General features: G+C 64.4%; 14 protein-coding genes. 5 read left to right on the forward strand and 9 right to left on the reverse strand.

The features are described 5' to 3' along the window. The first annotated feature begins 57 nt into the window (after positions 1–57). From alaS to CLU88_RS02740, 3 genes are all read left to right on the forward strand, one after another. Entirely contained in the window at positions 58–2,667 is a 2,610-nt protein-coding gene (gene alaS / locus CLU88_RS02730) for an alanine--tRNA ligase (RefSeq protein ID WP_099655285.1), read from the forward strand. A 158-nt stretch (positions 2,668–2,825) separates the two neighbouring features. Then, positions 2,826–3,596 carry a 2OG-Fe dioxygenase family protein gene (locus CLU88_RS02735; RefSeq protein ID WP_099655286.1) on the forward strand — a complete coding sequence of 257 codons (771 nt, stop codon included), beginning with the start codon at positions 2,826–2,828 and terminating at the stop codon, positions 3,594–3,596. Between the two features lie 129 nt (positions 3,597–3,725). After that, positions 3,726–4,163 (forward strand): universal stress protein, encoded by a 438-nt coding sequence (locus CLU88_RS02740; protein ID WP_099655287.1) that lies wholly within the window; start codon positions 3,726–3,728, stop codon positions 4,161–4,163. Between the two features lie 370 nt (positions 4,164–4,533). Here CLU88_RS02740 and CLU88_RS02745 read toward each other — a convergent pair whose 3' ends face one another. The 4 genes from CLU88_RS02745 to CLU88_RS02760 form a co-directional block, all read right to left on the reverse strand. Continuing rightward, positions 4,534–5,523, reverse strand: a complete 990-nt coding sequence (locus CLU88_RS02745; protein WP_099655288.1) for a tripartite tricarboxylate transporter substrate binding protein — start codon at positions 5,521–5,523, stop codon at positions 4,534–4,536. A gap of 70 nt (positions 5,524–5,593) precedes the next feature. Next, positions 5,594–6,778 (reverse strand): beta-ketothiolase BktB, encoded by a 1,185-nt coding sequence (gene bktB / locus CLU88_RS02750; protein WP_099655289.1) that lies wholly within the window; start codon positions 6,776–6,778, stop codon positions 5,594–5,596. 89 nt (positions 6,779–6,867) lie between these two features. After that, on the reverse strand, positions 6,868–7,629 hold the full coding sequence (locus CLU88_RS02755; RefSeq protein ID WP_099655290.1) for an SDR family NAD(P)-dependent oxidoreductase: 762 nt from the start codon (positions 7,627–7,629) through the stop codon (positions 6,868–6,870). 94 nt (positions 7,630–7,723) lie between these two features. Further along, entirely contained in the window at positions 7,724–8,299 is a 576-nt protein-coding gene (locus CLU88_RS02760) for a MarR family winged helix-turn-helix transcriptional regulator (protein WP_099655291.1), read from the reverse strand. 102 nt (positions 8,300–8,401) lie between these two features. On the opposite strand from CLU88_RS02760, the gene CLU88_RS02765 reads away from it, so the two are divergent. Then, on the forward strand, positions 8,402–9,370 hold the full coding sequence (locus CLU88_RS02765) for an EamA family transporter (protein ID WP_099655292.1): 969 nt from the start codon (positions 8,402–8,404) through the stop codon (positions 9,368–9,370). A gap of 158 nt (positions 9,371–9,528) precedes the next feature. Here CLU88_RS02765 and CLU88_RS02770 read toward each other — a convergent pair whose 3' ends face one another. The 5 genes from CLU88_RS02770 to CLU88_RS02790 are packed head-to-tail and all read right to left on the reverse strand — an operon-like array spanning position 9,529 to position 14,597. Then, positions 9,529–11,181, reverse strand: a complete 1,653-nt coding sequence (locus CLU88_RS02770) for a methyl-accepting chemotaxis protein (RefSeq protein ID WP_099655293.1) — start codon at positions 11,179–11,181, stop codon at positions 9,529–9,531. Between the two features lie 54 nt (positions 11,182–11,235). After that, positions 11,236–12,315, reverse strand: coding sequence for a sulfotransferase (locus CLU88_RS02775; RefSeq protein ID WP_099655294.1), 1,080 nt, complete (start codon positions 12,313–12,315; stop codon positions 11,236–11,238). Beyond that, positions 12,312–13,343 (reverse strand): hypothetical protein, encoded by a 1,032-nt coding sequence (locus CLU88_RS02780; RefSeq protein ID WP_233205355.1) that lies wholly within the window; start codon positions 13,341–13,343, stop codon positions 12,312–12,314. The genes CLU88_RS02775 and CLU88_RS02780 overlap by 4 nt, the downstream gene beginning before the upstream one ends. Then, entirely contained in the window at positions 13,340–14,014 is a 675-nt protein-coding gene (gene cysC, locus CLU88_RS02785) for an adenylyl-sulfate kinase (RefSeq protein WP_099655295.1), read from the reverse strand. Before cysC ends, CLU88_RS02780 begins: the two co-directional genes overlap by 4 nt. 28 nt (positions 14,015–14,042) lie before the next feature. Beyond that, positions 14,043–14,597: an acyl-homoserine-lactone synthase gene (locus CLU88_RS02790; protein ID WP_099655296.1), complete on the reverse strand. Its 555-nt coding sequence runs from the start codon at positions 14,595–14,597 to the stop codon at positions 14,043–14,045. Positions 14,598–14,829: 232 nt separating this feature from the next. Between CLU88_RS02790 and CLU88_RS02795 the strand changes: the two genes are divergently transcribed. Continuing rightward, positions 14,830–15,543, forward strand: a complete 714-nt coding sequence (locus CLU88_RS02795; protein ID WP_099658596.1) for an autoinducer binding domain-containing protein — start codon at positions 14,830–14,832, stop codon at positions 15,541–15,543. Positions 15,544–15,603 lie beyond the last annotated feature (60 nt).

Below are 15,603 nucleotides of genomic sequence, written 5' to 3' on the forward strand. Positions count from 1 at the left end.
TCTTCCAACCTAGACGCAACCGCTCCCGGCATGCCGAGGCAGCGTAGAAAGACCCGGATGAAAGTATCTGAAATCCGCGCCAAGTTTCTCGACTTCTTCGCCGAGCGCGGCCACACCGTGGTGGCATCGTCGTCGCTGGTGCCTGGCAACGACCCCACGCTGATGTTCACCAACTCCGGCATGGTGCAGTTCAAGGACGTGTTTTTGGGCTCCGACAAGCGCCCGTACAACCGCGCTGTGTCGGTGCAAGCCTGCCTGCGTGCGGGTGGCAAGCACAACGACCTGGAAAACGTGGGCTACACCGCCCGCCACCACACGTTCTTTGAGATGCTGGGCAACTGGTCGTTTGGCGACTACTTCAAGCGCGAATCGCTGAAGTGGGCTTGGGAGCTGCTGACCGAGGTCTACAAGCTGCCGCCCGAGCGCCTGCTGGCCACGGTCTACCTCGAAGACGACGAGGCCTACGACATCTGGACCAAGGAAATCGGCCTGCCGCCCGAGCGCGTGATCCGCATTGGCGACAACAAGGGCGGCCGCTACAAGTCCGACAACTTCTGGATGATGGCCGACACCGGCCCTTGCGGCCCTTGCTCCGAAATCTTCTACGACCACGGCGACCACATCCCTGGCGGCCCTCCAGGCAGCCCTGACGAAGACGGCGACCGCTTCATCGAGATCTGGAACAACGTGTTCATGCAGTTCGACATGAAGGAAGACGGCTCGGTCACGCCGCTGCCCGCACCTTGCGTGGACACCGGCATGGGCCTGGAGCGCCTGGCTGCCATCTTGCAGCACGTGCACAGCAACTACGAAATCGACATCTTCGACCAGCTCATCAAGGCCGCTGGCCGTGAGACCGGTGTGACCGACCTGGACAACAAGAGCCTGCGCGTGATTGCCGACCACATCCGCGCCACCGCCTTCCTGGTGAGCGACGGCGTGATCCCCAGCAACGAAGGCCGTGGCTACGTGCAGCGCCGCATCGTGCGCCGCGCCATCCGCCACGGCTACAAGCTGGGCAAGAAGACCCCGTTCTTCCACAAGCTGGTGGCCGACCTGGCCCGCCTGATGGGCGATGCCTACCCCGCCCTGCGCGAGCAAGAGCAGCGCATCACCGATGTACTCAAAACCGAAGAAGAGCGCTTCTTTGAAACGCTGGCTAACGGCATGGAAATCCTGGACGCAGCGCTGGACGGTGGCGCCAAGGTGCTGCCCGGCGAAGTGGCCTTCAAGCTGCACGACACCTACGGCTTCCCGCTCGACCTGACCAACGACGTGTGCCGCGAGCGCGACGTGGAAGTGGACGAAGCGGGCTTCAAGACCGCCATGGAAAAGCAAAAGGCCCAGGCCCGCGCTGCCGGCAAGTTCAAGATGGACAAGGCGCTGGAGTACACCGGCGATGCCAACCGCTTCACGGGCTATGAGCACCTGGCCGAGACGGCCAAGATCGTGGCCATCTACGTGGACGGCACCAGCACGGCTGCGCTGAAGGCGGGTCAGAACGGTGTGGTGGTGCTCGACGCGACGCCCTTCTACGCCGAAAGCGGCGGTCAGGTGGGTGACGAGGGCGTCATCACCAGCGGCTCAGCACGCTTTGCGGTGGGCGACACGCTCAAAGTGAAGGCCGATGTGTTTGGCCACCATGGCACGCTCGAAGAGGGCACGCTGAATGTGGGCGACACGGTGCAGGCCCAGGTCAACACCGCAGTGCGCGCCGCCACCATGCGCAACCACTCGGTCACCCACATCATGCACAAGGCCCTGCGCGAAGTGCTGGGCAGCCATGTGCAGCAAAAGGGCAGCTTGGTCAATGCCGACCGCACCCGTTTTGACTTTGCACACAACGCCGCCGTGAGCGATGCCGAGATCCGCGAGATCGAACGCCGTGTGAACGAGGAAATCCTGGCCAACACGGCCACCGATGCCCGCGTGATGGACATCGAGTCGGCCCAGAAGACCGGCGCCATGATGCTGTTTGGCGAGAAGTACGGCGAGACCGTGCGCGTGCTCGACATTGGCACCAGCCGCGAGCTGTGCGGCGGCACGCACGTGCAGCGCACGGGCGATATTGGCCTGTTCAAGGTGGTGGCCGAAGGTGGTGTGGCCGCAGGCGTGCGCCGCATCGAAGCCGTGACCGGCGCCAATGCGCTGGCCTACCTGCAAACCCTGGAAGACACGGTGAACCAAGCCGCTGGCGCCCTCAAGTCGCCCGTGGCCGAGCTGAACGCCCGCATTGCCCAGGCGCTGGAAAACGCCCGCACGCTGGAAAAAGAAGTGGCCGCCCTCAAGGGCAAGCTGGCTTCTGCCCAGGGCGATGAGCTGCTGACCCAGGCGGTGGACATCAAGGGCCTGAAGGTCTTGGCGGCTGTGCTGCCCGGCGCAGACGCGAAGACCTTGCGCGACACCATGGACAAGCTCAAGGACAAGCTCAAGACCGCCGCCATCGTGCTGGCCGCCGTGGATGGCGACAAGGTGCAACTGGCTGCAGGTGTGACCGCCGACAGCATTGGCAAAGTGAAGGCCGGTGAGCTGGTGAATTTTGTGGCCCAGCAAGTGGGTGGCAAGGGCGGCGGCAAGCCTGACATGGCCATGGCAGGCGGTACAGACGCCAGCAAGGTGCCTGCTGCCTTGGCATCGGTGCAAGGCTGGGTGGCTGAGCGCGTCTAAGCGTTCTGCGCTCGCCCAAGGGCTTCTTCCAGGGCTCTCCAAAGCCGCATCCGGTGCCACCGGGTGCGGCTTTTTTCTTTGATCTACCTCGTCGGCAGTGCGTCTTCTGCGACGCTACCTCGCAGCGGCGTGGCGCTGCAGTTAAGCTCTTGCGCTCTATGACCCAAGTCACCTTCCCCCCGCCGTTCACCCGCCCTTCACAGGTTTCAGAACAATTGCGCAGCGCCGGTTATGCGGTACTGGCCCCGGCCGATGTGGCGGCGTGGGTGGGGTGCGATATGCACGAGCTGCTGGCACTCAACCCCGACTGGCAGGGTCTGCCCCCAGACGATTTTTTGAAAGACGGTGGGCGCTATCGCCGCCGCCGCCACGCCTGTTTTGTGGTGGACCACGGTGCGGTGCAGCAAGCGCCCCATCGCCCGCACTGGCAGCCGGTGGAATACAACGCGCTGCATGGCGGCATGCAGCGGCTGTTTGCCCCCATGCTGCCCCCCACCGTGGCTGCACCGGTGTGGAACAAGCTGCTGCAGGCCCTGGCTGGCGTATCGGACACCGTGTTTGCCGCCACGCCCGCCACCGAGCCCTGGTTTTTGGAGGCGCACCAGTTCCGCATCGACACCACCGACGGCATTGGCCGCCCCACGCCCGAGGGCGCGCACCGCGACGGGGTGGACCTGGTGGCGGTTTTTCTGGTGGACCGGCATGCCGTCAAAGGCGGTGAGACCCGCGTGTTTGAGGCCACGGGCCCGAGCGGTGTGCGCTTTACATTGACCCAGCCCTGGTCGCTGATGTTGCTGGACGATGCCCGCATGATCCACGAGAGCACGCCCATCCAGCCCCTGGCCGATGGTGCCTACCGCGACACCCTGGTCATCACCTGCCGCCGTGGCAACTTCCAGGGCGCGGATGTGGTGGACGCACCGCAATGAATGGATGTGGTGTGCACAGCCATTCACTGTGAAATTTGATGCGAATCAAGATGCAGGGTATGGTGCCAGTTCACACTGTGGCTTGTATTCGGGCCACCGCCTGATTTCTATCACCCTAGGAGCAATACCATGTTCAAGCACATTCTGGTTCCCATCGACGGCTCGGCTACTTCCCTGCTGGCTGTGTCCAAGGCCACGGCTTTGGCCAAGACCTTTGGCAGCGTGGTGACGGCGTTGTATGTGGTGGACCCCTATCCCTTCACCGGCGTGGGGGCTGATTTTGCTTACGGGCAAGCGCAGTACCTGAGTGCTGCCACGGCCGAGGCCAACACCGCACTGGACGCCGCCCGCAAGGCCATGACCGAAGCGGGCGTGAACGTGACCACCGTGGTGGGCGAGGGCCATGCCGTGCACGAAGGCATCGTGCGTGCGCTGGAAAGCACCGGCGCCGACCTGATCGTGATGGGCTCGCATGGCCGCCGTGGGCTGGAAAAGCTGGTGCTGGGCAGCGTGACCCAGCGCGTGCTGGGCCTGGTGCATGTGCCTGTGCTGGTAGTGCGCGACTGACCCGTCAATCCGCCCCTTGCCGCGCATGCTCAACATGCGCTGAAAAACAAAATGGCTCCTGAGTGGAGCCATTTTTCATTTCATATCTTGCGCATCCCACAGATCGTAGAGCACGCACTCTCCCAGCCAGTGCACCCGTGGAACTGGCTCTGCCAGGCCACCGGGTGCGTCCCCCTTCAGGGGGAAGGCTTAAGGATCCTCTGCACGAATCACCGCGCCGTGTGCATCTGCGGCATCGGGCGGTCTGCGTCGTTGCAAATGCTCGCAATAGCTGCGGCTATTGCTGCGCTCTGCGCCTAGCAACCCATCCCGATCCGCAGCGCACACTTTCCGCTCGATTCGTGCAAAGGGTCCTTAGCACCTCAGGGGGTTACTCAATCTTTGCGCCAGAAGCCTCCACGATGCCCTTCCACTTGGTGTAGTCGTTCTTGAGCAAGGTGCTCAGCTGGGCAGGGCTCATGGCCTGAGCCTCAGCGCCCTGGGCCTGGATGGCGGCCTTCATGTCAGGCGTGGCCAGCAGCTTGTTGATTTCGGTATTGAGCGTGGTAACCACGGCGGCTGGCGTACCAGCAGGCGCAAACACACCGTACCACGTGCTCACATCAAAGTCCTTGAAGCCAGACTCGGCCACCGTGGGCACGTCGGGCAGCGAAGAGCTGCGCTTGGCGGACGTTACGGCCAGGGGGCGCAGCTTGCCCGATTTGATCTGGCCCATGGCCGAGGGCAGGGACGACACCAGCAGGTCCACATTGCCCGCGAGGGCATCCATCAGCGCGGGGTTGGAGCCCTTGTAGGGGATGTGGCTCAGCTTGATGCCTGCTGCCTTCTCAAACAGATCGCCCGCCAAATGGATGGAGGTGCCGTTGCCGGGTGATCCGTAAGTCACGGTGCCTGGCGAGGCCTTGGCGGCGGCTACCACATCGGCCAGCGTCTTGAATTTGGAGTTGGCATTGGTCACGATGATGACCGGGGTGTAGGCCACATGGGCCACAGCCGTCAGGTCTTTGGTGGGGTCCCATGGCAGGTTTTTGTACAGCCAGGGGCCGATCACCAGGTTGTCCTTCTGGCCCATGACCAGGTCGTAGCCGGTGGGTGCGGCCTTCACGGCTTCGGTGATGCCGATGGTGCCGCCTGCGCCCGCCTTGTTGTCCGCCACCACGGTCCACTTGGCCTGCTCGGTGAGCTTGGTGGCCACCAGGCGCGAGAGGATGTCGGTGCCCCCGCCGGGTGGGAAGGGCACGATCAAGCGCACGGGCTTGCTGGGGTATGCGCCCGCCGGGGCCGAGGCGGCTGTCTGGGCCTGCGCGGTGCTGCCCAGGGCCAAGGCCAGGGCGGTGAAGGAAATCAGTGCGCGAATCATGTGAGGGTGTCTCCGTCGGTTCAATGGTCAGTGTTCAATGGTCAGCGATCAGCGCTGATGCAGGTGCGCGTTACAGGCGCTCAAAAATGGCGGCAATGCCCTGGCCGCCACCAATGCACATGGTCACCAGTGCGTAGCGGCCCTGGATGCGTTGCAGCTCATGGATGGCCTTGACGGTGATGAGTGCACCAGTGGCGCCGATGGGGTGGCCCAGCGAAATGCCCGAGCCATTGGGGTTGACCTTGGCCGGGTCCAGGCCCAGGTCCTTGGTCACGGCGCAGGCCTGGGCCGCGAAGGCTTCGTTGGCTTCGATCACGTCCAGGTCGTTGACGGTGAGGCCCGCTTTTTTCAGTGCCAGTTGCGTGGCAGGCACGGGGCCAATGCCCATGTACTTGGGGTCCACACCTGCGTGGGCGTAGGCCACCAGGCGGGCCAGGGGCTTGGCGCCACGGGCCTTGGCGGCACCGGCTTCCATCAGCACCACGGCGGCGGCGGCGTCGTTGATGCCCGAGGCGTTGCCTGCGGTCACCGTGCCGTTTTCCTTGATGAAGACTGGCTTGAGCTTGGCCATGTCTTCCAGCGTGGCGCCGGGGCGGAAGTGCTCATCGGTGGCGTACTGCACGTCGCCCTTCTTGCTCTTCAAGGTGACGGGGACGATCTGGTCCTTGAACACGCCAGCCTGCGTGGCGCGCTCGGCGCGGTTGTGGCTTTCTACGGCAAGCTTGTCCTGGTCTTCGCGGGTGATGCCCCACTTGGCGGCGATGTTCTCGGCCGTCACACCCATGTGGATGTTGTGGAAGGGGTCGTGCAGCGCGCCGATCATCATGTCCACCATCTTGGTGTCGCCCATGCGGGCGCCCCAGCGCATGTTCAGGCTGGCAAAGGGCACGCGGCTCATGTTCTCGGCACCGGCACCAATCGCTACGTCGGCGTCGCCCAGCAAGATGGACTGGCTGGCGTTGACGATGGCCTGCAGGCCCGAGCCGCACAGGCGGTTGACGTTGTAGGCGGGCGTGCCTTCGCCACAGCCGCCTTGGATGGCGGCCACGCGCGAGAGGTACATGTCTTTGGGCTCGGTGTTGACCACGTGGCCAAACACCACATGGCCCACGTCCTTGCCTTCCACGTTGGCGCGGGCCAGGGATTCACGCACCACCAGGGCTCCCAGCTCGGTGGGGGCCACATCTTTGAGGCTGCCGCCAAACGTACCAATGGCGGTGCGCACTGCGCTCACGACGACGACTTCACGGCTCATGATCAAGTCCTTTCAAATGAAATGGGCCGCTAGCGCTTTATCTATAAGCGCTAGCAGCTATAAAAAATGGAGCAAAAGATCGGGCTGGCTCAGCCCTCGCGCACATCGGCCACGGGTTGGGTGCCAAAGTCTGCGCGGTCCAGCCAGGCGAGCACGCGGGTGGCGGCATCGGCGGGCGAGGTCAGCAGCCCACCACTCTTGAGATGGGCAAAGTTGGGTGCATCAGGGAAGTCTGCGGTGGGTGCGCCGCGCAGTTGCACCTGCATGTCGGTGTCGATCACACCAGGAGCCAGCGAGCATACCTTGGCGCCATGGGGCTTGGCCGCTTCGTCCAGTGCCAGGCAGCGGGTGAAATGGTCCATGCCCGCCTTGGCCGCGCAGTAGGCCGCCTGCGAGGCCATGGCCCGGCGGCCCAGCCCAGACGAAATATTGAGCACCTTGCGCGGCACGGCCCAGTCTGCGGTGGCGTGCAGGAAAGCCGCCGTGAGCTGCATGGGCGCCTCCAGCCCCACGCGCAGGGCATTGGCCAGGTCGGCGGGGTCGCTGTCAGACAAGGGGGCAATGCGGGGGATGACGCCTGCGTTGTTGATCAGCGTGGCGCTGGTGAAGGCGTCGGGCGCCTGCTTCTTCAGCCAGGTCCGCAAATGCTCGGCAGCGGCCTGGCCGCGCGACAGGTCTTGCTGCCACTGTTCCAGCGCCACGTCAGAGGCCATGGCAGCGGCCGTCAGGTCTGGGTTGCTGTGGCGCGCGATGCAGACCACGGTGTGGTGTGGTTTGAGCAATTGCTGCGCCATGGCCAAGCCCATGCCGCGCGATGCGCCGGTGAGGATAAAAAGCTGTGTTGGAGGCATGCGAGCATCGTACCGTCATGTGCCGCATTTGCCGCATGGGGATTGCCCCCGCATGATGGCGCGCAAAGCGTTTCGCCCCTTGCCTTGGCTGCCTCTACTTCGTGCCCGCCGCCTCGGTCGGGCTGAGTCGGTTGTCTTGGCTTTGCGCTGGTTCATGGTCTGGCTCCAGCGTGTGCAGCAGCAAAGACAGGCGGTGCTCCAGGGCCGCAAGATCGGCCGCCTTCAGCGGTGCCAGCAGGCGGTGTTCGTTGGCAACGTGGGCTTCTACAGCCCGGTCGATCAAGTCCAGCCCCGCACTGGTGAGCTGCACCAGCGAGCTGCGCGCATCGCTGGGGTTGGGCAACCGTGCGACCAAGCCTCGGCCCTCCAGCCGCTGCATGCGGTGTGTCATGGTGCCTGAGGTGACCATGAGCGTGGAAAACAACGTGGTGGGTGCCAGGGTGTAGGGCGCACCCGAGCGGCGCAGGGCTGCCAGCATGTCGAACTCCCAGGCGCTCAGATCGAACTGGGCAAAGACCTCTTCCACCTTGCGCATCAGCAAGGCGGTGCAGCGGTTGAGGCGGCCAATGATGCCCATAGGACTCACGTCCAGGTCGGGCCTTTCTCGCTGCCACTGGGCCAGGATGTCGTCGACCGCATCGGTGGGGCGGGCAGGGCGGGTGGGGGGCATGGTGATTGGATATTGTCTTGATTTCAAGATTTTATGGTATCGTTTTATCTTGAATTCAAGGTAATTAATGCCTTTGTCCATTTGTTTTTGAAACATCGACCCATGCACTCTCGGCCTTCCACCCTTACGCCCTCGCAAGCACCGTCGTCCCACGGGGTGGGGGCGGCTTCTGCTGTACAGGCTTCGGCCACCGTGCGCGCCCCTGGCCACCCAGCAGCTGGCCCGCTGGATGTGCTGTTGACGGCACTGGCGCCACTCATCTGGGGATCGACCTACATCGTCACCACTGAGCTGTTGCCGCCTGACCGGCCCTTCACCGCGGCCGTACTGCGTGCACTGCCTGCAGGCTTGTTGCTGGTCCTGTGGTGCCGGCGCTGGCCCGCAGCGCACAGCTGGCTGCGCTTGCTGGTGCTGGCGGCGCTGAACATCGGGTTCTTTCAGGCCATGTTGTTTGTGGCGGCCTACCGTTTGCCGGGTGGCGTGGCGGCCGTGGTGGGTGCGGTGCAGCCGCTGCTGGTGATGGGCTTTGCCTGGGGCGTAGACAAGCTGCGCCCCGCACGCACGGTGCTGCTGGCGGGCGCTGTCGGGGTGGTTGGCATGGCCCTGCTGCTGGTGGCCCCCGGCACGGTGTGGGACCCGCTGGGCGTGGCCGCCGCGCTGGCTGGCACGCTGAGCATGGCAGCAGGCACCTTTTGGTCACGCAAGTGGCAAACGCAATTGCCCGTGCTGGCCTTTACCGGCTGGCAACTGCTGCTGGGCGGGGCCATGCTGCTGCCCGTGGCTTGGTGGGCTGACCCGCCTTTGCCCGCGCTCACCAGCACGAACGTGCTGGGCTACGCCTACCTTTGCATTGCCGGTGCGCTGGTGGCCTATGCGCTGTGGTTCCGGGGCATTGCCCGCTTGCCCTCGGTGGCGGTGGCATCGCTGGGCCTGCTCAGCCCCGTGGCGGCCGTGGTGCTGGGCTGGGCCTTGCTGGGGCAAGCATTGGCCGGCTGGTCGCTGGTGGGGATGTGCACCGTGCTGGTCTGTATTGGCGTGGTGCAGTGGTCTGTATCGCGGCCCAAGCGATAGAGAACCTCTGCACGAATCACCGCGCCCTGTGCCTCTGCGGTCTCTGGCGGCTGCACATTCCCACAACCTGTTCAAAGTTGCCCGGCGCGGTGCCAGCGGTGGTGTTGGTGCCGCGCCCCTGAGCTGTTGGATGGCTGGGGCCTCTTGGGGACAGGGCGTCAGCTCGCCGCAATCGCGCGTGGCCTGACCGAGGGGGCTGGCCGAAGCTGGGCTGTGGCCAGCGCGGGCGCGCTGGCGTGGTGGGGTGTGCGCGATGCCAAGGCGGTGCTGCTCTGCTCCAGTCGGAACACCGCCACCGCATCCACCAGCTCTTGTGCCTGGGTTTTCATGCTGCTGGCGGCGGCTGCCATCTCTTCCACCAGGGCCGCGTTTTGCTGCGTGGCCTGGTCCATTTGCATCACGGCCTCGCCCACCTGTCCCACGCCGTCACTTTGCTCGGCACTGGCCGCGCTGATTTCACGAACGATGTCCGTCACGCGCCGGATCGAGGTGACCACCTCGGTCATCGTCAGGCCCGCCTTGTCGACCAGCGCCGTGCCTTGCTCCACGCGGGTCACGCTGGCAGAGATGAGTTGTTTGATCTCTTTGGCGGCCTCGGCCGAACGGCCAGCCAGGCCGCGCACCTCGCTGGCCACCACGGCAAAGCCCCGGCCTTGCTCGCCTGCGCGCGCCGCTTCCACGGCGGCGTTCAGCGCCAGGATGTTGGTCTGAAAGGCGATGCCATCGATCACGCTGATGATGTCTGCGATTTTTCGCGAGCTGTCGTTGATGCCTTTCATGGTCTCAACCACCTGCGCCACCACTTCACCCCCTTGCACGGCCACGGTGTTGGCGTTCATGGCCAGTTTGTTGGCGGCCTGCGCGCTGTCTGAGTTTTGGCGCACGGTAGAGCCCAGCTCTTCCATGGAGGCAGCGGTTTCCTCCAGTGCACTGGCCTGGCGTTCTGTGCGGGCGGACAGATCGTGGTTGCCCTGTGAGATTTCGGCACTGGCGGTGGAGACGCTCTCGGCGCTCTGGCGCACGTTGGACACGATCTCTGCGAGCTTGTTGCGCATGATGGCCAGCTCGGTCAGCAACTGGCCGGGTTCGTCCTTGGCCCCTTGCGGAATGGGGGTGGCCAGGTCGCCCGCAGCGATGGCGGTGGTGGCATTCACAGCCTGTTGCACCGGCAAGGTGATGGAGTGGGTGGTCCAGTACGCCAGGAACAAGCCCACCACAATCGCCAGCACAGTGCTGCTGCCCACCCACAACATGCTGTTTTGCGCTTGGCCGGTGGTTTCTTTCAGCGTTGCATTCACGCCTTCGTCCAGGGTTTGGGTGAGCTGCTGCAGCACGCCGGAGTATTGGTTGAACACTGGTGCGAGGTTGGTATCGGTTTGTGCTGCCACGTCCTGCCCGGCTTCCTTGGCTTTTACCAGCTCGGTGCGTTTGACCCGGTAAGCATCGCGCGCTGCAATGGCCTGGTCGTACAGCTCCTTCTCTTTGCCGGGCAGCAGGTAGTTGCGCACCTCGTCCATCCGCTTGCTCTGCACCTCCACCACGCCCGACATGTCTTTCTTGAGCTTGGCGGTGTACTGCGCGTCGTTGGCCTTGAGCAAGGCCTCGGTGCGCAGCCAGTTCATCTGGATGTCGGTCTGCCACTGCTGGACCAGGTCCTGGCGTTTAAGCTCTGACGTTGCGATGTGTTCATTGCTCTTTTGCAGTGCCGAGATGTTGGCGATGCCCATGGCTGCAATGCCGATGGTGATGAGCAGCAGCAGCCCAAAGGCTGCTCCGAGGCGAATGCCCAGTTTCAGGTCTTTAATGCGCATGGTGTCTCCAGGGGGTACTCAGAAAGCAGAGGGGGTGGGCAGGTGGGCGGTGCGTCAGGCTGCGGGTTCCAGGCTGGTCTGGTCGGGGCTGTGGGCCAGCAGGCGTTGGTGCACCCGCTCCAGGTACTCGGCCCGGACACGGCGGGCGGCATAGTCGCTGGGGGCATTGAGCCGCAACTGCTCCCACGCCAGATGGCGCAGCCGTGCCGATTGCGCGCGGCATTGCTCAAGGACGGCGGCGTCAGGCAGCGGGGCCTGGGCTGGCGTCATGGGTTCGTAGCCGTAGTGCTGCATGTGTTCGCGCGCCAGGGTTTCGATGGTTTCGATCTCGTGCAGTGTCAGCTGCGACTTGAACTTGTCCTTGTTGGCCGCAATGGGGGCGAAACAGTTGGACTCCCACAGGGCCGACATGCTCGACAGCTCCCGGGCCTCTTGCGATGCGCCAATGTCCAGCATGGCGGGCAGGAATTCGAGGCCGATGAATTGGCAGACCCGCCGCAGGGTGCTCTCCTGGTCGCTCAGAAAGTCTTCGTAGCGGATGGTGAGCACGCGGTTTGGGTGGCTGGCGGCCAATGCGCGCCCGGCGCTGTGGGCCTTGACCCAGGCCTGTGCATTGAGCGTGGTGTCGAAGTCGTGGATGATGGCGCGGTTCATGGACGCCACCTGCGCCCTGGGGTCGCGCACCACGTTCAAAAAGCGCATCTGCGGGTACAGCGCCATCAACTCGGACGCGTAGTGGATGCTGTCCAGGGACTTGTCCATGACCACGCTCGCGCCATGCTGCTCACCGCTGCGCAGCAGCAGCTCCCACACGATGCGGTGCACGCTGCGTGGCGCGTGGCGCAGTGCCTCAAAAATCTCGTCGGCGTCGAAGTGAACGCCGGGCCACTTCACCATGATGGCGGCTTGCAGGCCCACCACGTCTTTCACCAGCTGTCGGTAGGCGCCGTCATCGGCCAGGTCGCCATACAGCGGCACCAGGGGCATGAAGTCCACGATGTGCAGTGGGTAGGGCGAGTGGAACGCGGGGCTCACGTTCAGCCGCAGGCGCAGTGCATGGCTGCCGCAGCGCCGCAGCGGCACCATCAGCAGCGGAAGTGGCCTGGAGGGTGTGGCATCCGTGGTGTGGCTCATGCGGCGTGCTCCTGTAGGTGTTGAAAAAGGTCTTGGATGAAGTGCTCCACATCGCCGGGGGGCAGCCGGTCGATGCCCCCCGCCGCGTGGCGCCCGCCGCCAGCGGGGTAGCGGCTGCAAAACAGATCGGCGCGGCGGGTGCTGGCCGAGCCCATGCGCAGGTTCACCAGAAAATGCCCGTCCGAGCGGGGCGTGAGCACGGCCACCGACTGTCCGCCATGGCCCGCCACCAGCTGGTTGGCCAGCGACCCGCACAGGCGCCGGGCCCAGGGCTTGTCGGGCAGCACGTACACGCAGGCACGGGGGTGGCTGGCGTAGGGCTGCAGGTCGTGCACGGCACGCTGGTCGTCGGCGTGGCCTTCCAGCAGGCGCCGGTATTCATAGGCTTTGGCGATGAAGTCCAGCGGGCTTTCGAAGCGGTGCAGAGAGCGGTACAGCTGCGTGGGGTGAAAGTGCAGGTCTTCCGTGCTCTCGCCATAGGCGTTGTAGTTCAGCAGGTAGCCCAACTGCGCCAGGGCGCCCCGTGTGCCTGCGGTGCAGCCGTGCGCGCGGGCCATCTGGTCGGCCACGGCTTCCAGGTTGTCGCCATAGGCAGCCACGATGGCCCACTGGTGCATGGCACCCTTCAAATGCCGGTCTACCAGCATGCTGGTGCAGACCTGGGCAGACGTATCGATGTGGCTTTGCAGCCGTGGGTGGCGCACCAGTGTTTGCGCGGCGTGGTGGTCAAAATAGGTCACGCTGCCGCCGGCCTCCAGCACCTGGACTGCGCTGTGGGCATTGCGATCCCACGAAATATCCAGCGCCGTCACTTCCAGTGGGCACCCCTGGGGCAGCAGGTCAAACAGCGCAATGTCGCGCTTGGTGCCAGACAGGAGCACCGCGTCACGTGGCTGCAGCGTGCGCAACTGGTGCAGCGCGCACAGGCCATCGGCATCCCCGTTGAACAGGTCGTACGCCGTGGGCGCGGGCTGTGCGTGGGGCGGCGGCGTCGCGCCCTCGGGGCTGGTGTGGTCGGGTGTGGTCATGGCACGGGCATGAAGCCACGTTGGATGAGCAGGTTCAGCACCTGCTGGGTGGCGGATTCCAGGCTGATGCCTGCGGTGTTGAGCGTGAGGTCGGGGGCTGCGGGCGCCTCATAAGGCGCAGAGACCCCTGTGAAATGGGGAATGACACCTGCGCGGGCTTTGTCGTACAGGCCTTTGGGGTCGCGCTCCTCACACACCTCCAGGGGCGTGCTGACGTGCACCTCCATGAACCGCTCTGCACCCACGATGGCGCGGGCCATGGCGCGGTCCTCCTGCTGGGGCGATATGAGTGCGGTGAACACCATCAGGCCGGCTTCGTTCATCAAGGCCGCCACCTCGGCCACGCGGCGGATGTTCTCGGTGCGCTCGCGGGCGCTGAAGCCCAGGTCTTTGTTCAGGCGGTGCCGCAGGTTGTCGCCATCGAGCACAAAGCTGGCGTAGCCGCTGTGGTGCAGGCGCTCTTCCAGCGCGTAGGCCAGGGTTGATTTGCCTGCACCGCTGAGCCCGGTGAACCACACCGTGACCGGGCGCTGCTGCAGCAAGTGCTGGCGCAGGTGCGCCGTGATGTGCCCAGCGTGCGGCACGATCACCCGCACTGGCGCAGCGCTGGCGTGCGCTGGGTCCGCAGCCGTGTCTATGGCCGAGCGTAGGGTGTGGGGCAGGGCATTCATGGGGGCGATGGGTGATGGGCTATTTGGGCTATTGGCATTGGATGGAGCAGGCAAACAAAGGCTGCTGATTGACGACCATGGGCGGGCCCAGCCGGTGTGACTGAAAGCCCGTGCGGCGCAGCAGGCGCTCCACCCCCAGGGGCGACACCGTCACCATGCGCTGCGCGCCCTGGGCCATGGCGCAGCGGCTGGCGGCATGCAGCAGGCCGGTGGTGATGGGGGAGGAGAACTGGTCCAGGGCCGAGCCCGTGGTGCCCCCAAAGTCCACCGCCGCAAAGCGGGACAGCTCCCACACGGTGGGCGATTGGGGTGGGTCTGCGCCGTTGAGCAGCACCGGAAACACCTCAGACAGCAGGTAGGGGCGCGTGGTGGGCAGCAGGCGTGCCGTGCCGATCACGTCGCCCGCCGCGTTCTGGGCAATCACATACAGGGTGTCGTCGCGGTCAAACTGGTCCCACTCCAGCGCATCGCGGCATTGCAACTGCCAGCCCAGTGTTTCTACAAACACGCGGTGCCGGTAGCGGGCCAGGCGGGTCATGAGCGGAGGGCGCAGTTCTGCAGAACAACCCGAAGTGATGCGCATGTCAATTCCCTCTCAGATGTTTGAGTCATTAAAGAATTGCGCAAAGAGATTTGTAACTACCAACTTTGGTAGGTGGTGCTGGGCGGCCTGGGCTGCAAAAATCCACTCGCCAAAATGCATTGCAAGCGCCAGAATGCTCTAAACGTAACAATTTGATAACGTTTTGCCCCGGCTGGTCATTGGTTTGCATGGCCCCGGCGTGCTGTGGTTTTGGCCCGTGGGTGGAGTCCCTATGACAAGCTGGCAAGAGGATTTGTTGGATGTGCTCGACCAGGCGCAGTCGGAGCATGAGGTGTTCCGCAGGATCGAGTTTGCTGCGCGGTCGTTGGGCTTTGACTACTGCGCCTACGGGCTGCGTGTGCCATTGCCTTTGTCCAACCCTCGCACCATCCTGCTCAACAACTACCCTGTTGAATGGCAGGAGCGTTATGCGCGGCAAGGCTATGTGCAGATCGACCCCACGGTGCAGCATGGCTGCCGCAAGAACACGCCGCTGGTGTGGACTGATGAGGTGTTTGCACAGGCGCAGGGGTTTTGGGAGGATGCGCGCTCGTTTGGTTTGCGCTTTGGGTGGGCCAAGGCCTGCATTGATGGGGGCGGGGTGCGGGGGATGCTGACTCTGGCCCGCTCTGGCGAGGCCTTGACTGCGCAAGAGGTGGACCACAACGAGATGAAGATGCGGTGGCTGGCGCACATGGCGCATGTGGTGCTGTCGCGGATTTTCACCACACGGCAAGCTGAGCAGATGCAGCCCAACTTGACCGCCAGAGAAATCGAGGTGCTCAAATGGACTGCCGATGGCAAGACGTCTGCCGATATTTCTTCGCTGCTGGATGTGTCGGAAAACACGGTCAACTTTCACGTGAAAAACGCGGTGTTCAAGCTGCAGACCACCAACAAGACGGCGGCCACAGTGCGCGCGGCCATGCTGGGTTTGCTGGGCTGATGGCCCTTGCTCTAGGCCCGCGCATCCCACGCGCCTTGCGTGGTGCAGGCGGCGTGCAGC

This window comes from Acidovorax sp. 56, from assembly GCF_002749705.1.
Classification (GTDB): domain Bacteria; phylum Pseudomonadota; class Gammaproteobacteria; order Burkholderiales; family Burkholderiaceae_C; genus Acidovorax.